Genomic DNA, 21,064 nt, shown 5'->3' with positions numbered 1-21,064 from the left:
GATCGCTAGCGGGAAGCAGATGCGGTGGGCACCATCCACCCACGACGGAAGAAGGGCAGCATGAGCAGCGCTAACACCGGTGTGAGCCAGTAGCCTGCCTCCTGCCAGCGGCTGCTGGGATCACCGCCGGAGAGGACGGCGGCAAACTTCGCGGAACGTGCCAGCGTATGCACATCCGCGTCATCGGGTGAGAGGAGCACCACGTCAGCCCCCACGGCGCCGGAGGCACTCCGCACCGCATCCAGTTCCGCGCCGGGATAGAGCGCAGGCAGGAGACGCACTGGCAGAGGTGAGGATCGGTGCCAGGTGGCAAGCGGTGTCGCCTGCTCAGGAGAGATGCTGTCCGTGATCCACAAGATGGAACCGGAGCCCGCATCCTTCAGCGATTGCTCCGCCAGCTTCATCGCTTCGGCAGCGGCGTCGCCATCCTCAGGCATGATCTTCGGGTCCAGGGCCTGCGCAAAGGTATCGATGATGCCTGCATCCGACGTCAGTGGCATGACCACATGCGCAGTACCTGCGTAGGCAATGAGGCTCGTCTTCGCGCCGGCACGCTCCTTCAGGAGGTCATGTACCTTCTCCGCCGCACGGGCGAGCCTGCTGGGCTGCACATCCTCCGTCATCATGGAAGGAGTAACTTTGATCACAATCGCCAAAGCAGCCGTGTCCTCTGCGAACGGAGTGGGTTCACGCTTCCACGTGGGACCGGCGACCGCGACCGAGCCCACCAGCCAGCCAAGCGCGACGAGATCCAGCGGATGAAATTTCGCCCGATGTTCGCGACCGCTTAGAAGGTGCAGCAGCAGGTGTGGGGCAACAATGCCCCGCCACGTCTGCGCAGCATCCACATGACGGCGCAGCATCCACCACAAGAAGCAAGCAGGCACAAGGGCCAGCAACCACAGTGGCCGAATGAAATGAAACTCGCCGATCATGCCGCCACCTCCTCGGGTTGGTCTTTGGGGTTCATCGTGGCACCACCCATCAACGCTGCCTCCCGCCGTGCCCGCGCTCTCGCCCGCGCCTGATGCACCACCAGCTGCAGTACCTGCTGCACCAGTGACAGGACCAACGCCACCGCCAGCGGCCACCAATACACATCACGCCTCGGGCGATGACTGATGGTTTGCGCCTTGCGCGTCTCCAACTTATCCAGCTTGCGATAGATCTCGGCCAACTGCTTGCGGTCGGTGGCGTGGGAAAAGAGCCCACCCGTGGTGCTGGCCACGTTCTTCAGCGTCTCCTCATCCAGCGCGTCTTCACCTGCGGCGCGCGGATCGCCCACGGCCACCGTGTGAATGACGATGCCCTTATCCTTCGCGATGCTGGCAGCCTTCGCAGGTGGCACCTGGCTGGCGGTATCATTGCCATCGGTGAGCGCGATGAGCACGCGCTCCTTCACCGTACTGCGGTCAAAGACATTGATGGCCAGCCCGAGGGCATCGCCGAAAGCGGTCTGCGGTCCAGCCATCTTCGTCTGTGCTTCGTCAAGAAGCTGGCGGCACACATTCAGGTCTTCCGTAAAGGGAACCTGCACAAATGGTGCGTTCCCGAACAAGATGAGACCCACGCGGTCTCCCTTACGGCGCAAGAGGAAGTCATCGAGCACCTCCTTCACTGCTGTCAGACGGTCCACCGTTTCGCCCTTCGCGTTCTTGAAATCCTTCGTCTCCATGGATCCGGAGAGGTCCACCGCGAGCAGCATGTCGCGCACAGGCACATCCCTCGTGACGGGAGGCTCGGTGATCTGCGGGCGTGCCAGGGCCACCACAATGCAGGCCCATCCCAGCACGAGCGAGAGCTTGCGAATCCATCCACCGCGCAACACCAACGCACCTTTCTTGGGTTTCTGACCAGTGTGCTCGGACAGCCGCGAGAGAAACGGCACCACCAATCCCTGACGCTCCTCACGATGCGGCGGAAACAGCCAGGCCACCAGCAGTGGCAGGAGCAGCAGAAGCAACATCCAAGGATAGGCAAGTCCGATGGTCATGCCGCACCTCCTTGATAGATATCCACCTGATGATGCGCCAGCCAGTCGCGCACCTGGCGAGCGAGTTCACGTGCCTTGGTTTCATCCACCTTGGAGATGCTGCGCGGGTCATACGCCGCCGTCTCCAGCAGGGAACCGTTCCCTTCGACAAAAGCCTTCTTTGAAACCGTACGATCCAGGAAACTGTCCCATGACGTTCCTGTAAGCGAAGCCACATCCTCGCGTGGGAAAGCTGTGACGGCGGTTTGCTTCAACAATTCCGCCAAGGCGATGAGCGCACCACCGCGCTGGGAAGCATCATGCAGCTTCACCTCGTGCTTCGCAAACTCAGCCAACGCCTCACGTCGATAGCGATTCCGCTGCCAGTGCATGAAGACACGAAGCAGAAAGACTACCACAGCAATGCCCAACAATCCCAGCACCCAATACCACGCAGGCGCGGGCGGCCACCACGGCACGGCGGGTGGCGGCACGATGTCGTGCAGGCGGTCCAGGCTGGTGGGATCGGATTGCATGGGGTTCGTCAGGCATTCATGGCATCACCGGTTTCCCAGCTGCCGCTGGATCTGCTCAGCCACGCCTTCGGTGGTACTCAGGGGAATCACGGGAGTCTCGCGGTTCAGCAGGAACTTGCGGCCTTGGGCACGGTGCTCCGCGAAGGTGTCCCGATAGCGCTCGCGCAGGGCCTTGCTGCTGGTGTTCACTTCCATCTGGCCACTTGCGTCTCCAAAGATGAGCGGACCTGCATCGGGTAGTGCCACTTCCAAGGGATCGTGCACAAAGACGAACAGCACATCATTGTGCTGGGCAATGCGAGTGAGGATGCGTTGCGACTCCTCATCACTCCCCGCGGCATCGCTGATGATGCACACAAGCGCATCATGCTTGGCCAGGCGCTCGCAGCGACGCAGTGCTTCGTTGAACATGCCCGCATTCGGCTGCTGTTCACTCGTGATGGAGAGCGCATGATTCTGCTCCAGCACCGCATTGAGAATGCGCATCACCGTGGCGCGACTGCGCTGTGGACGGACCTCCTCGATGTGCGCATCATTGAAAACCAGCGCGCCCACCCGGTCCTTCTGCGAAATGACACGCCACGCCGCAAGCGCCGCTGCTTCTGCCGCAGTGACGGATTTCATGTTCTTCACGCTGCCAAAGAACATGCTCAGCCGCTGATCCACCACGAGCAAGGTGGTTCGCTCTCGCTCCTCCGTATACACCCGACTGTGTGTCTTCCGTGTGCGTGCCGTGACCTTCCAGTCAATCTGCCTGATGTCGTCGCCCATCTGGTAGCGGCGAATTTCTTCAAAATTCAACCCACGTCCGCGCAGGCGAGAGGCGTGGCGGCCTGCGAGTAGCGATTGAATCGGCTGCCTCGGCAGGAAGCTGAATCCACGCGCACGGAACTGCAGACGGACCAGTTCATCGAGGTCCGCGTACACGCCCGGTTGCTTGATGTCTGAAGTCGCACTCACGGCACCGCCACTTGTTTGATCACCTCATCCAGCACTGCATCCTTCGTGATGCCCTCCGCTTCGGCTTCATAGGAAAGGATGATGCGATGCCGCAGGCACCCATGCACCACGGCCTTCACATCGTCCGGCGTCGTAGAGTCGCGGCCGTTCAACCATGCGTTCGCCCGTGCTCCACGGTCCAGGGCCAGCGTGCCACGCGGACTCGCGCCGACCTTGATCCAGGAACTCAGCTTCGATTGCTTGAAGTCTCCCGGCCGGCGTGTGGCGGCGATGATGGCCACCATGTACTTCTCCACGGTGTCAGACACCTGGACGGCCAGCACTTCCTTGCGTGCATCAAAGACACTCTGAGCCGCCACTTTGGCGGCATCGGCCTCCTTCGTGCCTGCATCTTCACCGCGCACCAGCCGCAGAATCTTCCGCTCATCCTCATCATTGGAGTAACCCACGAACACGTGCAGAAGGAAACGGTCCATCTGCGCCTCGGGCAGCGGATAGGTACCCTCCTGCTCAATGGGATTCTGGGTCGCGAGCACAAGGAACAGATCAGGCAGCTTGTGGGTGGTGCCTGCTACGGTGACTTGTCGCTCCTCCATGGCTTCCAACAAAGCAGCCTGGGCCTTCGCAGGAGCGCGGTTGATCTCGTCTGCGAGGATGAGGTTGCCAAAGATGGGACCATTCTGGAATACGAACTTCCCGCCTCCAGCCTCGCCTGTGTAGATCTCGGTACCCGTGATGTCACTCGGCAGCAGGTCCGGCGTGAACTGGATACGCGAGAACTCACTCTCCAGATTCTTGGCAAGGGTCTTGATCGTTCGTGTCTTCGCAAGGCCCGGCAACCCCTCCATGAGGAGATGGCCATTGGCCAGCAGGGCGATGAGCAATTGATCAATCACCTCCTCCTGTCCAATGACCGATGCGCCGATGCGCTTCTTGAGCTCGAGAATTTGGTCGCGTGTACTCATGGCCTTGTTAATTGCTTCTTGTCTCCTCACTCCTCTCGTCCTCGACAGCAAATACCGTCGAGGACGATGAGATGGAACCCCCGCAAAACTCACACCATCACTTGCCCTTGTTCCCCGCCTCCAGCTTCTCAAGAATCTGGTCGACCGAGAAGGAGGCCGGACGCTGACGCGGCGGGAAGTCCTTGTAGGTCTGCAGATACGCCGCGACTTTTGATGCCGACGGTAATAGCAGGAATGCGTGGGTCACCATGAAGTTGTCGTAGTAGGCCGAGCCGTCGATGGCGTATTCGTACGGATCCGTATGGAGGTCGATGATCTGCGGAGTGCGCAGAGTCGTGAGAGGATCAATCCATACCTGCACGCCGACGGCACGCTGCAATTGGTAGGCGTACTTGAACCGTTCATCACGGTACGCCATCAGATCACCGTCATCGCTGAAGTAAAAGAACTCCGGGCGGGCACTCTTCTCAGACTTCCCGGTCAGGTAATCGAGCTGGTTGTAGCCATCGAGATGCACCTTGAAGGTCTTGTTCCCAGCGGTGACTCCCTTGGTGGCACTTTCACGCAGATTCGGATCGCCCCCTGCCGCAGCCACCAGGGTTGTCAGCCAGTCTTCCGCACTGAAGAGGCCGGTGAAGTTCGTCCCCGGCTTGATCTTACCCGGCCAGCGGATGAGCGCGGGCACACGGAAGGCACCTTCCCAGTTTGTATCCTTTTCGGAACGGAACGGTGACGCACCGCCATCGGGCCACATACTCTTCATCGCACCATTGTCGGTGGTGTAGACCACGATGGTATTGTCCGCGATCTTGAGCTCATCAAGCTGCTTGAGCAATTCGCCAACCATCCCGTCGTGCTCAACCATGCCATCCCCTTGAAGTCCCGCATTCGTCTTGCCCACGGACGCGGGTTTGAGGTGGGTGAAGATGTGCATCCGCGTCGAGTTGTACCAGCAGAAGAAGGGTTTCCCTGCCTTGTGACTGCGGTCGATGAAGTCCTTCGCGCCAGCGAGGAACTCCTCATCCACGGTTTCCATGCGCTTCTTGGTGAGCGGGCCGGTGTCTTCAATCTTTCCATCGGCCGTGCACTTGAGCACGCCGCGTGGTCCGAACTTCTTCTTGAATTCCGGGTCCTTTGGATAGTCGGGGTTCTCCGGTTCCTCCTCAGCGTTGAGGTGGTAGAGATTGCCAAAGAACTCGTCGAAACCATGATTCGTTGGAAGGAACTCATCCCGGTCGCCCAAATGGTTCTTTCCGAATTGTCCCGTCATGTACCCGAGTGGCTTCAGGAACTCCGCGATAGTCGGATCTTCCTTCTGCAAGCCCACCGCTGCGCCGGGGAGACCCACCTTCGTGAGACCGGTACGGAAAGGGCACTGGCCAAGGATGAAAGCGGCACGGCCTGCGGTGCAGCTCTGCTGACCGTAGTAGTTCACAAACACACCGCCCTCATTGCCGATGCGGTCAATGTTCGGCGTGGTGAATCCCATCAGTCCACGACTGTACGCACTGATGTTCGATTGCCCGATGTCATCACCGAAGATAACCAGGATGTTCGGTTTGCCCTTATCACCGCCCTGCCCTGAGGCGAAGCTCGGTGCAAGCAGTCCCACAGCCAGTAAGAATACCGGCGCTAGTTTCAAGTATCGTTTCATAGGATGTATGGTGCACGGGTGTTGACTCACAAATTGACGGGATGAATTGTTGGCGGAAGGCCATCGAGGCATGCGGGTCTTCACACCGGGACTAGGTCGATGGGGGCGTTCAGAATGGCTACCGGAACACTGAGCCAGTCTGCCGCGGCGGCCCGTTCGCGAAAGGTGCGCACCTGGATGCGCGAGCCTTCCATCAACTCCGCATACATGCGCGCGACGCTCAGACTGATGGTGCGTGTCGCGTAGAATGCCGACTTCACCGGCGGGCCTGGGTATCGCAGCCGCCGCCGGGCGATGCGAACCACGTGATCGAGGCTGATCTGGATCCGCGTGTGGCCGGTCATGTCCGTGTAGCGGTCGAATGATTGACCCTCTTCCATTTCCGCCAGCTCCAGAAAATGTACAATCTGATCCGCGCGTTCATCCGTCAACGCACCCTCCGGAAACCACGTCACCAGGCGATGGTCCGAGTGGTAGCGCGCGTACGGGAAACGTTGTTCAAGTTCCTCAGAGAGCATGTGAGCAGCGGATAGATTCCATTTCAGCAGGGAGAGGAGAGTTTTGCGTTCTCCTCTCCCCGCGACTAACTTCATAGCGCCGCCAATGTCCGGGCCATCGGTGGCGCGGTTCGCACACTTGCGTGTGCGTTGTTTCAATTTGCAGGCCTGCTCATGCCTTCGAGGTCTTTCAGCCGCTTCATGGCATCCTGTTGCCTCAGCAGTCCGTAGTTGATGCCCGCAGGGTTCAGCGTTGAACCAGTCTGGAAGGGGAACTGCTCGAAGTCCGAGAAGAACTCTTTGATCTTTGCCTGCACGGGCACGATCAACCACATGTTGCGTCCGAGGAATTCCACCGCTCCCCCGCCCTCCTCAAGACCACGCTCGTACGGATCCATACGCAGGTTGGCGATGAGCGACCAGGCGGGTGTCTCACGCACGCCGGTGGCGATGTTGCCATGGGCCACAGCGAAGCTCAGCTTCCAATCGTTCCAGCGCAGCGCATTGAGATTGCCGCCCTGATCGAAGTACATGATGGAATCACGCGGACCTTTCGGCTCCTTGCCCTCGAAGTAGGGCATGAAGTTGTAGCCATCGAGGTGCACCTTGAAGTCCTTGCCATTGGCCTTGTAGCCCTTGGCCAGCTTCTCCTTCACATCCGGCACGCCAGCGGCTGCGAGCAGCGTGGGCGCCCAGTCGATGAGGGAGATGATGTCATTGTACACCGTCCCCGGCTTCACCACGCCCGGCCAGCGAACCATCATGGGAATGCGCATGCCACCCTCCCAGGTGGTGCCCTTTTCCCCGTGGAACATGGTCATGGCGCCGTCGGGCCAGAGGGCGAGTTCCGCGCCGTTGTCTGTCGTGTAGACCACGATGGTGTTTTCCGTGATCTTCAGATCGTCGAGGAGGTCGAGGAGTTGTCCCACGTGCCCATCATGCTCCACCATACCGTCCGCATGGATGCCTTTACCAGTCTTCCCGAGCGATTCCTTCTTCAGGTGCGTGAAGATGTGCATACGCGTAGAGTTGAACCAGCAGAAGAAAGGCTTCTCTGCCTTCACCTGGCGCTGGATGAAGTCCTTCGCGCCTCCGAGGAACTCCTCGTCCACCGTGGGCATGCGGGCGGTATTCAGGGGACCGGTGTCCTCCTGCTTGCCATCCGCACCGACTTTGATGACGCCACGCGGGCCGAACTTCTTTTTGAACTCGGGATCCTTCGGATAGAAGTAACCTTCAGGTTCTTCCTCGGCATTCAAGTGGTAGAGATTGCCGAAGAACTCATCAAACCCATGCTTCGTGGGAAGGTGTTCATCGCGGTCTCCGAGATGGTTCTTCCCGTACTGACCGGTCGCATAACCTTGCTCTTTCAGCAGGTCCGCGATGGTCGGCGTCCACGGTGGGATGCCGTGTGGATCCCCCGGCATGCCGATGGTCAGAAGGCCAGTGCGGAAGGGTTCCTGCCCCAGGATGAACGATGCTCGTCCCGCCGTGCAGCTCTGTTGGCCGTACGAGTCGGTGAAGAGCGCGCCCTCTTTCGCAATGCGGTCGATGTTCGGAGTCCGGTATCCCATCAACCCCTGTGTATAGGCGCTGATCTGCGGGATGCCGATGTCATCCCCGAAGATGACCAGGATGTTCGGTTTCTTCTTTCCACCAGTCTGCCCAGAAGTGATTCCTGGCGCGACTAGTCCCATCGCCAGCAAGAATGCTGGAATCAGTTTCAAGTATCGTTTCATAGCGTTTTGTTCTACTTGGCTTTCTTGACTGAAATTGGTCATGCGGGCTGCGGGCGGCCGCCGTGAGCGTGTTTGCGAAGACGGAGAGCGAGACCAGTAAGCAGCAGCCCAAAGGCAACTGCGTAGACTGCAATGACCCAGACCATGGCGATGGCCCCGCTACCGGGGAACAGCACCATGATCACTCCGAATCCCACGGACGCGACGCCACTCAGCGCGAGCATCCACTCATTGGAGATCTCCTTCCGGAGGGCGATGGCCCCGATGATCTCAAAAATGCCGCGCACAATAGACGTGACACCAATGAAGATGAGCAGCACCAGTGCGGTGATGCCGGGCCAGAAGAAGACCGCGAGTCCGGCGATGATGCCAAATGCCCCGATCATCGCCAGCCACCACCGCGGCACCACGGTGCCTCCGGCGATGGCAGCGATGACAGCGGAGACGCCATCAATGAACACATAAGCGCCGTACAGGATCACCAGCACCTGCAGCGTGATGAGCGGCCACGCGAAGGCCATAAACCCGAACAGGATCGCCAGGATACCCCGGAGGAGGATCCAACCCCAGCTCTGCGCGAGCTGATGCAGCAGTGTCGCTTTCATGACATCAGGATGTGAGATGGAATGATGAGCAGATGACGTGCGGTGCGTTCAGTACCAGAACATGCCGGGACGTCCGTAGCGGTAGCCGCCGTAGCCCCAGGCGCCGTACCAGTTCATGGCCATGGTCTGGTTCATCTGCGCGGCCATGTAGTAGTCCTGCGCAATCTTCTTCTGGGTCGCGAGTTGCTGGTACTTCTGGTACTCCGCCTCGCCACCCACGTAGGCCACGCCGTTCTTCTCATCCTTGTACGCGTAGAAGGTCCTCCCATCCACGGTGGCTCGATGCACCTTGTACGAAGGCGCTGCGGCGTACACCTCCAGTTGCTTCGGAGTCTGCGGAGTCTTCACGCGGAAGCCGGCGGCCGAGAGCAGTGACGTCTGGTTGGATGAATCCATGCTGGCGCAGCCGGTCAGGCCCGTCAGACAGCACATGCTCAGAAGGCATGCGATGATGGGTGCAAAGTGGATCGTTTTCATGGTGTTCAATGTTGTGGCTCGATTTTCGTTTGGGTTTCCTTCATGCGCGGGGGCATCGCAGCTACAGGTCCTCATAGGGCATCTCGAACATCCGCTTGAGCATGCGCATGTCCCCGGTCTTGAATCCCTGGAGGAACCACTTCACACGCTGTGCTGAGGTGCCATGCGTGTACTTCTCAGGAGAGCTGAATCCGCCCGCGCGTTTCTGCAGCCGATCGTCCCCGATGGCGTTGGCGGATTGAATGGCGGATTCCACATCTCCCTGTTCGATGAAGTTGAATTGCTGCTGCCCGTAATGCGTCCACACACCAGCGAGGTAGTCCGCCTGCAGTTCCAGCCGCACGGACCAGCGGTTGAACTCCGCCTCCGGCATCGTTTGCCGCTTCTGGTCCACCAGATCACTGTAGCCAAGCAAGTTTTGCACATGGTGCCCCACCTCATGGGCGATCACATATGCCTGAGAGAAGTCTGCAGCAGAACCACCGAGCTTCTGCTGCAGCTCATCAAAGAATGAAGGATCCAGATACACCGTCTGATCCGCAGGGCAGTAGAAGGGGCCCACTGCTGCAGGCGCCAATCCACATCCTGTTTGTACACGCTCCGTGAAGAGCACCATGCGCGGTGCCTTGTACTGCTGACCAATGGTCTGGAACTGCTGCTCCCAAACCTTCTCTGTGAAGCCCAGGATGGTCGCCGCGAATCTCCGGCTGCGCTCCTCCTCGGGCGTGACTGGCCCCTGCACCTCTGTACTCCCTCCACCCTGCCCCACCTGCACTCCCTCCATGAGCTGGCCGAGCTGATTCGGATCCACCCCAAGGAAATAACCGATGGCCAGGATCGCCAGCAGCCCCAAGCCTCCCCCCACGGCTGCCTTGGGCCTCACGCGGCGACGGTCTTCCAGATTCGAGCTTTCTTCACCTTTTTCCCAGTCCATGGCGGTGTCCTCCTGCGGTATGGGTTTGCGGTTTGAATCAGTTCACTTGGGGGATTCAGTTCGGGGTTTGTTGAAGATGTCAATGTGGGTGCTGCAGAGAAGGGAGCTTCAGTTCATCGGACCCTTGTTCTGGCGATCGAGCAGACGGAAGCCCCGCTTCTCCAGCTCCTGACGGCAACGCGGGGAAGCCACACCGGTGATGGCGATCGTGATCGTGGTGGGCTTTTTCCCATTCACCTGCAGTGTCTGCAGCCACTGTGCGGCCTTGTCAGACATGTCCGTCCAGCTGGCGTAGTCCCAGTGCAGTGCCAGGAGTACGGAGCCATCCTGCAACACGCAGTAGGGCAGGTTGTTGTGCAGGTCGATTCGGGCAATCGGCCACTGCTGCGCTTTCAGTTGTGCCATCAATTGCGCCGTCTCCGCGTAGAAGATGGCATCCGTCTCCACTGTCGATACCGTGGCCGCGTCACGCACCAGGACATCCAGTCCCGACACGCCCATCAGCGCTCGAAGAGCGACGACAAACTGCGTTTGATACCAGGGTGAAAAGGCCGGTGAAGCACAGAAGCCTGCGGCATCCACCGGACCCACGCCCAACTGTTGCAGCATCGCTTGATTGTCCGCGCGAATCTCCGCCGGACCTTTTCCATAGACCAGATCCGCCATGGCAGGAGGGATGGTCCCGCGATTGGCATTCACGGCGGCCACCACAGGATCCGCAGACTCCGCACCCAACTGGAAGCTCACTTTGGCAAAGCCCATCACCCGGCTCATGCCATCGAGCCGCGCTTGGAGGATGGCATTGGAGGAGTAGGGGTTGAGACCCAGCTTGCGACAAAGATCCCGCTTGGCCGCCGCCACCCGGGCGCCGGTCTTCTGCGTCTTGCTGCTGTAGATGTTGGCCTCGCCTTCCTTGAAGCCCTTCTTCACATCCTTTCCAATGCGGTGGAAGAATTTCCCGATCCCGCTGCTGGGCGCATCCTCGATGGAATCCACCTGGCGATCGGGCGCATCGTCCGCGATGTCCTCTTCCTCATCGGCGGCATCCTCCACCGCATCTGCATAGTCCTTGGTCCTCGTCACGACATCCATGCGCTGTAGGGCACTGAGTTCCGTGATGCGATCCAGAAGCTGGTTGTTCCCGTGTGCCAAGAAGGTGCCATACAAGGGAGAGTCGATCGTGTAGTTGCAAATGCCCCAGTCATTGCCCACCAGCTCGCGTACGCGGAAGAGCTGCCCCGCCATGAAGACGGGCTGTAGCAACTGACTCGCCGAGAGGGTGACCGTATTCTCATACCCACCAGCGGCGGCACTGGCAGCGCGTCCCGTCACGGTAGTGGGCGCGGGTGTGGGCACTGCGGGCTGTGCAGCGGGAGCCACGGATGGCGCTGACGCAGGACTGACCGGTGGCGGCAGTGGACCTTGAGCGTGAGTTACCGATGTATGGCATGCCGCCAACGCGGCTATGCTCGCGGTTAGAAAGGGGTGCAGCTTCATGAGAAGAGTTTGGAGAAGTAAAGTTGGTGCTATTTCTTTTCCGGATAGATGGCGGCCCAGTCGTCCTTCATGTTCACCAGGGTCCAGCCGCGTTTGGGTGCTTCATCGAGACCTTTGTCGAGTTTGCCGAAGGGGGACTTGCGGTCGTAGGCGCACTCGCGCTCTGCATCCGTGTGATGCACGATGAGGCCGAAGCGCGCTCCGCTGCCGGTGGTGGTCCACTCCAGCATCTGGAAGTCCCCATCGGAGTTCCCCGCAGCGAAGATCGGTCGGCGGCCGATGTGGCGCTGGATGCCCACGGGCTTGCCCTCCTTGTCATCGTTGAGCACAAGCGACGGTGTCTTCACAATCACGGGCTTTCCGTCACGCAGTTCGTACTTCAGGCCACCGGTGGAGCCCACCACCTGCTCCGGGGGGATGCCGTACACCTTCTCCGTCCAGGGACGCATGAACTCAATGCCACCCCCGGAAACGATGAAGGTCTTGAAGCCATTCGCGCGCAGATAGTCGAGCAGCTCCAGCATCGGCTGGAAGACCATCTCGGTAAAGGGTCTTCCTGTTTTGGGATGCTTCGCCGTCGCGAGCCAGTCGGTGACCTGTTTGTCGAACTCGTCCGTGGTCATCCCTGCATGGGTGGCCATGACCAGGTCCAGAAGAGCTTTCTCTCCACCGGCCAGTGCCTTCTTCACATCACCCTTCAGGATGGAGGCGTAGGGCTCCTCCGTTTTCCATTCGGGATGCTGCGGAGCCATGGCCTTGATCCGATCATTGACGAAAATGCCCTGGAAATACTCCGGCAGCTCCGTCCAGAGCGTGCCGTCATTGTCGAACACCGCGATGCGTTCCGGCACTGGCACGAAGTCGGCAGAGCCTTCCTTCGTCACCTTTTCCACGAAGGCGATGATGGCCTTCTTCGGCGAAGTGTCGTTCCAGGAGGGAAGCGGGTCCGCAGCTCCTGCCTGCATGGACCACGCCACCAGGATGAGTGGCATCAAGTGGATGGGATTCTTCATGATGGAAACATGGGCTGAGGTTTGGCGCGAGCGTGTGTGCAGCTTGAAGTCAGGGATTCTTCCCCGGTGTGATGGTGAAGGCATGGGGACGCACATCGTCATCGACGGTGAGCTTGCCCTTCAGCGGTGCTTCGAAGGTCAGGGTGATCACCGTGTCCTTGTCGAGATTGAGCTTCGCTTTGTCAGGCGGCGTCACGGCGTACTTGTAGGTGCCCTTCTGTTCGCCCTCCGACTTGCCGCTCTGGTGCACGGCAGCAAAGGTGTAGGAGCCGTCCTTCGCAAAGGTGTACACATAGCTGCCGTGCAGATCCTTGTACTCCAGCTTGCTGCAAGCGATGTCCTTGGGAGGCGCGGCGGCCTTCTCCTCTGCGACGCCTGTGGTCACCAAACCACAGGCGCAGAGCATGCTTGCGAGGAGGACTAGGTTTCTGCTCGGCAGCTTCATGGTTGTGATGGATTGCAGTTATGGTTTCACTTCACCGGCTGCGGCTCGGGAAAAGTCCAGGTGCCGTCGAGGATTTCCTTCTTGGGGCGGTAGAGACGCACGGTGTAGTTCCAGCCCTTGGTGATGGGAATGCAGTTGGGCGTCTTGCCGTCGTACCCACCGAACTGGATGGTGATGGAACCATCCGCGCCCTTCTTCCCCGTGATGCTGTTGATGGTGTAGGCGTTCTGTTCGTTCTTCTGGTAGTAGCCCTCAGCATTGTACACGCTCACCGACCAGAAGGACTCGACCGGCACGTCCTTCACCACGAGTTTGTACACCGTTTCACCATCATTCAGCTTCGGCGTGATATTGAGATACACCGCATCCTTGTCGGGATTGCCACCCCAGCCCATGGCGCTGCCCAGCAAATGGCGGATGGGGTCCACGGTCTCCTTCGTGCCGAAGGCCTTCTTGAAGTCCGGCATGGTGGATCCGAGTACCAGCAGCGCATCCCGTACCTTCTTCTGACTCACCGGATCCCACTGCGGCACCTCAAATTTTCCCGGGCCACCAGGCTGCTCGATTTTCAAAGCATCCTGCAACGCGTGCACTTCGGCGATGTCTTTCGGGTCGGCAGGATCCACCAGTGTGCGAATGCCTATCACGGCGTAGCGCGTGCCAGCCTTGTCCTTGTCCACCCTGTAGGTCCCGGACTCATAGCTGACGTCCGGCACGTAGTGGTCCTGATTGATCAGCATGAGTGACCGGAAACGTTTCCCCGCGTCCGGCAACGTCACAGTCACAGGGCCAGCATCCAAGTCGACGAGCGCGGAGGAATAAAGCGTGTCACGGTTCAGCCGGATGACCGTCTGTTTCTCGATGGATGCTGGCTCGCGACGGTGGTTGAATTTGCCAAGGACTCCGCCGCTGTCTTTCAGGAGGTTGGTGAAGTAAAGATCGGACTCCGCACGGATGAAATTGTCCACGGTCACGGGGACGGGTTCTGCGGCGTGAGCCAAAGTGGCGAGGGTCAGAGATGTTCCGAGCGTTAGAAATGCTTGTGAGAGTTGCATGTATAGAAGTGTGTCAGTGTATTTTTGGCTTCAGTCTTTTTTCTCCAGTGCCGGGGCCTTCCATTCGCCCTTCAATGCTTCGGGCTTGGGCCAGTAGAGTCGCATGGCCATGAAGAAGGGGCCCTTGGGGGCAGGAAGCCAGTTGGCCTCTTTCTCCGCGCCGGGGGAGGCGTTCTGGATGTAGAGGGTGATGCCGCCGTCCGCGTCCTTCTTCAGGTCGGGCAGCATGGGTGAATTGATGAGATAACGGTTCAACGCATTCGCATGGAGCAGGCTGGCGGGCAGCTCATACAGGGTGAGCGACCAAAAGGCATTCACGGGGGGAAGCTGACCCGGAGCGAAGCGTATGGTGTAAGCATGGCTGCCATCCGGCTTGTTCTTTTCAGCATCGACGAAGTAGACCGGGTAGTAGGCCTCATCTTTGGAGTTTCCGTAGATGCCGAGCACGGCACCGGACATGCGACTCATGTAGTTCCCATTCAGGAATGCACGAGTGCCGAAGGCGTCCGCACTGGATGACTTGCCTGTATCAACCTCCTTCTCCTTGTGTTCCTTGAAGGCAGCCCAGGCATCGGCCATGCCTTCCGCGAAGGCCTTCTGCACCTCAGGCTTCAGTGAGGCCGCATCAAAAGGGTCGTCACCACCGAGGCCAATCCTGGCGAACTCGGAGCGCAACATCTGTTCCGAGGGATGCTCAGGGCAGAAACGCAGAATGAAGTCCAGCACATTGAAGAACTCCACCGACGTCTTCTGCTGGTCCGGCGTGAGTGGCTTGATGAAGTCCACCACGGGCGCGGCTGCTGGAGCAGGCTGGCCGAGGAATTGCGAAAGCGTCTGCACCTTGTAGCCCGCCTGAATCTTCTTCACATTCTCGATGTCCCCGGGATTGAAGAGCTGGGTGCGGTACAGGATGAAGGCGAACTGTGTCTCACAGGGAATCACCTCCTTGATGCCCGCAGGCTTCTCACCTTTCCAGCCCGGTCCGGTGAGCAGGAAGCTGCCAGCCTCATTGCCAGTCGCACGACTGCCCACGTAAGCGAAGTTGAACGTGTACTCGTCGATGAACTGCAGCGAGTAGTAGCGCCCCTTCTCCACCTCCGGCACGGTAAGGACGAGTGGCTCAGCTCGCAGGTCCGCGCCCACGTAGGAATACGGCGTGTCCGAGTTCGGCGTCTGGATGGCCTTGTCCTCAGGTGTGTAGACACGCGCGTTGTTCACCAGCGTATTCCAGTCCGCCTTGAATTCCTTGCCCCCCTTGTCGATGAAGTAGGAGTGCTGGACACGATAGTTGTCCACCAAAGGGAAGCCATAGATGTACGCTTCCTTCGCGATGGAGCGCACTTCATCGAGTGTAGCGGGACCTCTCGCGTATGCGGTGATGGGCGCATGAACTGCCAGCAGCGCAACTAACAATGCGGCGGATGTGGAATGGACGCGGGAAAGAAACATGTGGATGGGGAGTTGATTTGTGGTGTGTGGAAATGGCGTGGTTCAAAGCCTCATTCGACCTTCTCCACATCGGGAAGCTTCCAGGTCTTCTCGAAGAGTTCCTTCTTCGGGCCGTAGAGGCGGAACAGCAGTTCAAATTGCCGCTTCGGATCCGTCGGCACCCAGTTGGATTCCTTTCCGGCGGGAGCCTTCGGACCAAAGTAGACGTCCGTGGATCCATCCGCATTCTTCTGCACGGCTTTGTCGTTCGACGCGAGGCTGGGGCGGGACATGCCTACTATGAGAGCGTGTGTCTCGCGGTCATAGGCGGTCACGGACCAGTATTGCTCGATGGGCGCATTCGGCGGAACGGTGAGGCGATAGGTCTTGCTCCCTTCCAGCGATTTGCCTGCTTGGTCGAAGGGATTCATGAGATAAAACTGGCCCGCACCCAAGACCTTGGGGCTGAAGTAGGCCATGTGGTACATGACCGCCCTGCCATCGACGCCGTAGTGGTTTGGGTCGGCGAACTTGTTGCCCAATCCATCCCGGGTATCCTCCGGGATGGGGAGGCCCCAGTGTGTCCCTTCGAAGAACGGCGTGCCAAAACCATTCTCATATTGCAGCGCTATCACGCTGTGGGCTTCCCGCACCGCACTCTCGAGAATCTCTTTCGTCTTCGCGTCTGGCTTGAAAGGCTTGCCCTTTTCGATGCCGATCGTCTTGAGAGGATTGATCATCGCCTTGTCGCGTGTGAGCCAGGGCTCTGCCTGCACGAAGCGGTCGAGGTACTCGAAGAACGTCGCGTCGTACGGAATCGTCGCGTCGAACGGCTTGTCATTGGCATCCACGAAGACCGTCGAGTTTGGATCGCCCCCCAGTGGGTAGACCTTCACCTTCTTTCCGTGTTCCACGGCGGACTTGATGTCCGCGTCGCTGCGGCTCTTGAAGTTCGATCGCAGGATCACGAAGCCGCGATAGGTCTCAGACTGCAGCACGATGTACCCTTCGGGAGGGCTCTCCTTGTATCCCGGCGGCAGGAGCAGATACTTCGCGCCCTTCCCCTTGTCCTCGCCAGCAGGGCCCACGTCTGCGAGCGCGTTCTGCCACGAGACATCGAAGCTGCCCACAATCACATTGTTTTCATCAGCTGGCGGAATCTCCACCACCACCGGGCCCTTCGAGGTGTCATAGAAGGGATTCAGGTAGATCGTATCCGGATTCGGCGTGAGCGTCTGGTTCTTCGAATTCACCGGTCGCGACCAGTAGACGACCTGGTTCAGCTTCCCGCCGTTGTCGATGGTCGCCTGTAGCATGCGCTCGTAGTTCACGGCAGGCATGCCCCAGATGACGGCCTCGACGGCACGACGATGGATGGCGCGCTTCTGGAGTTCTTCAGGAGAGAATTCCTCAGCGAAGGCTGCGGTGCCCAGAGCTGTCGTCGTGGCTGCGAGGATGAGCGTGTGCAGCCGATGTGTGATGTGTTTCATAAACATGCGTGATGTGTGGAATTCAGATCCTAGAAAACAAAAGTGACCGTGAAGCTCACACCCCACTCGGGACCTTCCGGGGCGTGCTCGAAGAAGTAGAGGCCATCGAGATTGAACTGGATGGGCTGGCTGCCGAGGGTGACGAGCTGGCTCACGCCGGCACGGATGGGAATGGTCGCTTGCGAGTCTTCCCAGTCATAAGTGGTCTCGCTCTCCAGATTCACCGCGAAGCCGCTGCGCCAGGTGTAGCTCATCCACGCGTCGATGAAGGAGGCACTTACATCCTGTGGACCCGCGCCCCCGACGGACCAGAGGTGATTGAGCAGCAGGCCAAAGGTCCAGCAGCCCGTCTGCTTCACCAATACCACGGTGGGGCCGAAGCCCCACTTCTCCGGCCCCAGCAGCGGGTCCGTGGTGGTGGGGAACTCGAAGATGGGGCCCACGCCCCACACCAGGCTGTCTCCGTCCTTCTTCACCGGGGCTAGGAAGAGGCTCAGCTCGATGTCACTGAGGCCAAAGGCATCGTCGAATCCTGGAATGGATGATTCCTGATACACCACGGGTGCCACCACTCGGGTGATGACGCGCCAGTCTTCATTGAGTTTGAAGGGCACCACCGGCTCGATGTTCAGCGTGGTGCCCACGGGATGCCCCTCCCCGGCGCCGACCTCCACATTGAACTGGAGGGGCAGCAGCGTGAGGCTGCTCACGGGATTCTTCAGTTCCTTGGCGAGATCATGCTTGGAAGCTTCAGGATCCGCAGCGCGCGAAGTAGGCACGCACAAGCCCATGGCCAGCCCAAGCAGTGCAGGAATCAGCAGAGTGTGTGCGCGTTTCATGAGCACAGCGACCTCCTTTCAGTCGCTACGTCCGGCGCAACGGCGACCTCTGATTCTGACGCCGATGAAGTTTTCGCCTCAGCCGTCGCATCCTGCCGCATCTGCTTCGCATAGCGCTCCGTAAGGATAGGGCCGAGCACGCAGGTGACGATGACGATGAGCACCGAGGCATTTACAAAGGTGGCATCCAGCAGGCGTACGCCCTGGCTGTTGATGCATTGATAACCCACCACGGCAGAAGCCAGCGTGGCTGCCATCTGGGGGAAGGAGAGGCTCGCGACCGTTCCCATCTCTGGGCGTGACTGCCGGAAGATGAGGCCGGTGAGCAAGGCCGCGACTGTCTTCCCGGCAAGCACACCCGCCAGCATGCCGAAGGTCATGCCGGGGCTCTCCGTGATGGACTGCTTCAGCACTACGGGATCCACGAGGAAGCCGGTGGTGAGGAAGAAGGCGGGGATGAAGAGTGCCTGCGAGGTGACTTCCAACTGCTCCACGGCGAACTTCCCACGCACCGCGCGCTTCACGGCAATACCTGCGAGGAAGGCGCCCACGATGCCCTCAAGGTTGATGATGCGCGCGCCCTCCGCGCACACCACAATCACCACCAGCATGATGGTCACGCGCAGCTCGGGCTTCTGCCCGTAGCGGATGATGGCCTTGCGCGCGAGATTGCCCGCGCCAAACAGGATGAGCGGCACAAAGATGGCGAGCTCCAGCATCTCCTTCCCGAGAAAGCTCCAGGAGAAGCCGGTGAGGTGCACGCTCACCGTCACCGCCAGCACGAGCATGGAGGCGATGTCCGTGAAGATGGTGCCGCCCACGACCATGAGCACCGTGGGATGCTGCGTGAGACCCAGCTTCTGCAGGATGGGAAAGGCGAGCAGCGTGTGCGACGCGATGATCGAGCCGATGAGCAGGGATGCATTCCAACCAAACCCTGTGAGCCTGCCCACCAACACCCCGGCGGCAAAGGGCAGGATGAAGGTCAGCACGCCGAACGTGATCGACCGTGTGCGTGTCTTCTTGAAGTCATCGAGATCGATCTCGAAGCCCACGAAGAACATGAAGAGCAGTTTCCCCAACTCCGCGAGCAGGTAGATGACCGGGCCATCCTCCTTGATGAGGCCCATGGCCGCCGGACCCAGCAGAAACCCGGCGATGATGAAGCCAAGAATCGCCGGCAGGCGCAGCCTCTCCATGAGCTTCGGCATCAGCACGACCATGGTCATGGCGATGGCAAAGGTGGTAAGGATGGTGACGCCTTCAAACATGATGAAGCACGGGATGTATCAGAGCGAGGGAAGCGGTGCGGGACGCCTCCGGTGAGGCGTCCCGCGATGAGGGTTTGATTACTTGCCGCCCATGGAGGCCTCGATTTGCTTCTGAACTTTCTCGAGGTTGAATGAGCCAGGTGTCTGGCTTGGCGGGTAGTCCACCATGGTCTGCAAGAACTTGCTCGCATACACCTGCATCGGCACCAGGAGGTAGACGCGATCCAGGAACCAGTCGTTGTAGACGTTCGCGTTGTGCTGGGCCTTCTCGAATGGATCGCGCTTCAGATTGAAGAGCAACGGTACACGCAATTCGATGAAGGGCTCGCGCCAGACTTCAAAGGCGTGACCACGATTCTCGAGGAACACCGCCTTCCATGCGTCGTAGCGGATGGCGACGATCTGGCCGTCGTCGTTCACATACATGAACTCACGGCGAGGCGAGTCCTTCACTTTGCCAGTGATGTAGTCGAGCTGGTTGTGGCCATCGATGTAGTTCTTGTATTTACGCCCATTCAGCTCCACACCGGCGGCGAGCTTTTCCTTGATGTCCGGCGCACCAGCAATGGCCGCAAACGTCGGCAGCCAGTCTTCGTGCGAGACGATTCCATTGAGCACCGTGCCCGCAGGGATGTGTCCGGGCCAGCGCACGTAGCAAGGCACGCGATAAGCGCCTTCCCAGTTGGAATTCTTCTCACTGCGGAAGGGCACGGTGCCACCATCGGGCCACGCGTTGTAGTGCGGCGCATTGTCCGTGGAGTACATCACGATGGTGTTCTCCGTGAGCTTGTTGTCATCAAGGAACTTCAGGACATCGCCGACCATGTTGTCATGCTCGATCATGCCGTCGGTGTACTCGTCATTCCCTTTGTGGCGGTGCTCCTTCTTCACATGCGTACGGAAGTGCATGCGCGTCGTGTTGAACCAGCAGAAGAAGGGCTTATCCGCCTTCACCTGCCGCTGGATGAAATCCTTGGTCGCGGCGAGCGTTTCCTCGTCCACGGTTTCCATGCGTTTGCGCGTCAGCGGGCCGGTGTCTTCGATCTTTCCGTCGGCAGTGCATTTCAGCACACCGCGGGGACCGAACTTTTGCTTAAAGGTCTTCCCGTCCGCCATCACCATGTCGCCGGGATAGTCCTCGTGCTCCGGCTCCTCCTCGGCGTTGAGGTGATAGAGGTTTCCCATGAACTCATCAAAGCCGTGCTGCGTTGGCAAATGTTCGTCACGGTCGCCTTGGTGATTCTTTCCGAACTGGCCGGTGGCATAGCCCTGTGACTTCAGCACCGTGGCCATCGTCACATCGGTCTTCTGCCAGCCTTCCTTCGCGCCGGGCATCCCGACCTTGGTCATGCCGGTTCGCACAGGCACATTGCCACCGATGAAAGCAGCTCGTCCGGCCGTGCAGGACTGCTGACCGTAGTAGTCGGTGAAGGCTACGCCTTCCCTGGCGATGCGGTCGATGTTGGGCGTTTGATAGCCCATCATCCCCCGGCTCCAGAAGCTGGTGTTCCAGGTGCCGATGTCATCACCCCAGATCACGAGGATGTTGGGTTTCTTGCCTCCGGTCTGCGCGGATGCTGATGCGCAAATCGCCAGTGAGGCGGCCAACAGCAAGTTGGCTATCAGTGATGTTCGTCTCATTGTAGTTTTGGAGTTGGGTGGGTGTACTGACTGATGAGAGATAGGC

Annotated in this window: 20 protein-coding genes; all 20 read right to left on the bottom strand. The window is 59.5% G+C overall.

The features are described 5' to 3' along the window. Nucleotides 1-5 precede the first annotated feature (5 nt). The 20 genes from DES53_RS31730 to DES53_RS31635 all read right to left on the bottom strand — a co-directional run bounded on the left by DES53_RS31730 (nt 6) and on the right by DES53_RS31635 (nt 21,018). Nucleotides 6-935 carry a VWA domain-containing protein gene (locus tag DES53_RS31730; protein ID WP_113962364.1) on the bottom strand — a complete coding sequence of 310 codons (930 nt, stop codon included), beginning with the start codon at nt 933-935 and terminating at the stop codon, nt 6-8. Further along, the gene (locus DES53_RS31725) at nt 932-1,993 is read right to left on the bottom strand and encodes a vWA domain-containing protein (RefSeq protein WP_113962363.1); all 1,062 of its coding nucleotides are present in this window, start codon (nt 1,991-1,993) and stop codon (nt 932-934) included. Before DES53_RS31725 ends, DES53_RS31730 begins: the two co-directional genes overlap by 4 nt. Further along, on the bottom strand, nt 1,990-2,508 hold the full coding sequence (locus tag DES53_RS31720; protein ID WP_113962362.1) for a DUF4381 domain-containing protein: 519 nt from the start codon (nt 2,506-2,508) through the stop codon (nt 1,990-1,992). Before DES53_RS31720 ends, DES53_RS31725 begins: the two co-directional genes overlap by 4 nt. A gap of 24 nt (nt 2,509-2,532) precedes the next feature. After that, complete coding sequence (locus tag DES53_RS31715; RefSeq protein ID WP_211325760.1) at nt 2,533-3,468, bottom strand: DUF58 domain-containing protein; 936 nt, start codon at nt 3,466-3,468, stop codon at nt 2,533-2,535. Continuing rightward, on the bottom strand, nt 3,465-4,433 hold the full coding sequence (locus DES53_RS31710; RefSeq protein ID WP_113962361.1) for an AAA family ATPase: 969 nt from the start codon (nt 4,431-4,433) through the stop codon (nt 3,465-3,467). The genes DES53_RS31715 and DES53_RS31710 overlap by 4 nt, the downstream gene beginning before the upstream one ends. A gap of 97 nt (nt 4,434-4,530) precedes the next feature. Then, a complete protein-coding gene (locus tag DES53_RS31705; protein WP_113962360.1) occupies nt 4,531-6,087 on the bottom strand; it encodes an arylsulfatase in 1,557 nt (518 codons plus the stop codon). 80 nt (nt 6,088-6,167) lie between these two features. After that, nucleotides 6,168-6,605 carry a hypothetical protein gene (locus tag DES53_RS31700; RefSeq protein WP_113962359.1) on the bottom strand — a complete coding sequence of 146 codons (438 nt, stop codon included), beginning with the start codon at nt 6,603-6,605 and terminating at the stop codon, nt 6,168-6,170. A gap of 134 nt (nt 6,606-6,739) precedes the next feature. Next, the gene (locus DES53_RS31695) at nt 6,740-8,281 is read right to left on the bottom strand and encodes an arylsulfatase (RefSeq protein ID WP_211325766.1); all 1,542 of its coding nucleotides are present in this window, start codon (nt 8,279-8,281) and stop codon (nt 6,740-6,742) included. Nucleotides 8,282-8,361: 80 nt separating this feature from the next. Next, nucleotides 8,362-8,928 carry an HdeD family acid-resistance protein gene (locus DES53_RS31690; RefSeq protein ID WP_113962357.1) on the bottom strand — a complete coding sequence of 189 codons (567 nt, stop codon included), beginning with the start codon at nt 8,926-8,928 and terminating at the stop codon, nt 8,362-8,364. A gap of 48 nt (nt 8,929-8,976) precedes the next feature. After that, on the bottom strand, nt 8,977-9,405 hold the full coding sequence (locus tag DES53_RS31685; protein ID WP_113962356.1) for a hypothetical protein: 429 nt from the start codon (nt 9,403-9,405) through the stop codon (nt 8,977-8,979). Between the two features lie 61 nt (nt 9,406-9,466). Then, nucleotides 9,467-10,339 carry a KPN_02809 family neutral zinc metallopeptidase gene (gene ypfJ / locus DES53_RS31680; RefSeq protein WP_113962355.1) on the bottom strand — a complete coding sequence of 291 codons (873 nt, stop codon included), beginning with the start codon at nt 10,337-10,339 and terminating at the stop codon, nt 9,467-9,469. A 108-nt stretch (nt 10,340-10,447) separates the two neighbouring features. Continuing rightward, nucleotides 10,448-11,719, bottom strand: a complete 1,272-nt coding sequence (locus tag DES53_RS31675) for a hypothetical protein (RefSeq protein WP_147263754.1) — start codon at nt 11,717-11,719, stop codon at nt 10,448-10,450. A gap of 146 nt (nt 11,720-11,865) precedes the next feature. After that, a complete protein-coding gene (locus DES53_RS31670; protein WP_113962353.1) occupies nt 11,866-12,849 on the bottom strand; it encodes an HAD family hydrolase in 984 nt (327 codons plus the stop codon). A 49-nt stretch (nt 12,850-12,898) separates the two neighbouring features. Continuing rightward, nucleotides 12,899-13,294, bottom strand: a complete 396-nt coding sequence (locus DES53_RS31665; protein ID WP_147263753.1) for a hypothetical protein — start codon at nt 13,292-13,294, stop codon at nt 12,899-12,901. A gap of 26 nt (nt 13,295-13,320) precedes the next feature. Beyond that, nucleotides 13,321-14,349 (bottom strand): DUF1254 domain-containing protein, encoded by a 1,029-nt coding sequence (locus DES53_RS31660; RefSeq protein WP_113962351.1) that lies wholly within the window; start codon nt 14,347-14,349, stop codon nt 13,321-13,323. Nucleotides 14,350-14,379: 30 nt separating this feature from the next. Then, the gene (locus DES53_RS31655; protein ID WP_113962350.1) at nt 14,380-15,798 is read right to left on the bottom strand and encodes a DUF1254 domain-containing protein; all 1,419 of its coding nucleotides are present in this window, start codon (nt 15,796-15,798) and stop codon (nt 14,380-14,382) included. Between the two features lie 50 nt (nt 15,799-15,848). After that, nucleotides 15,849-17,273 carry a DUF1254 domain-containing protein gene (locus DES53_RS31650; protein ID WP_113962349.1) on the bottom strand — a complete coding sequence of 475 codons (1,425 nt, stop codon included), beginning with the start codon at nt 17,271-17,273 and terminating at the stop codon, nt 15,849-15,851. A gap of 23 nt (nt 17,274-17,296) precedes the next feature. Then, complete coding sequence (locus DES53_RS31645; protein ID WP_113962348.1) at nt 17,297-18,106, bottom strand: transporter; 810 nt, start codon at nt 18,104-18,106, stop codon at nt 17,297-17,299. Next, a complete protein-coding gene (locus DES53_RS31640; RefSeq protein ID WP_113962347.1) occupies nt 18,103-19,377 on the bottom strand; it encodes a cation:proton antiporter in 1,275 nt (424 codons plus the stop codon). The genes DES53_RS31645 and DES53_RS31640 overlap by 4 nt, the downstream gene beginning before the upstream one ends. A 78-nt stretch (nt 19,378-19,455) precedes the next feature. Beyond that, nucleotides 19,456-21,018: an arylsulfatase gene (locus DES53_RS31635; protein ID WP_170157578.1), complete on the bottom strand. Its 1,563-nt coding sequence runs from the start codon at nt 21,016-21,018 to the stop codon at nt 19,456-19,458. Nucleotides 21,019-21,064: the final 46 nt, after the last annotated feature.

It is taken from the genome of Roseimicrobium gellanilyticum, assembly GCF_003315205.1.
GTDB lineage: Bacteria > Verrucomicrobiota > Verrucomicrobiia > Verrucomicrobiales > Verrucomicrobiaceae > Roseimicrobium > Roseimicrobium gellanilyticum.
The sequence above is the reverse complement of the archived record's forward strand: the minus strand, read 5'-3'. Positions and strand labels throughout refer to the sequence as shown.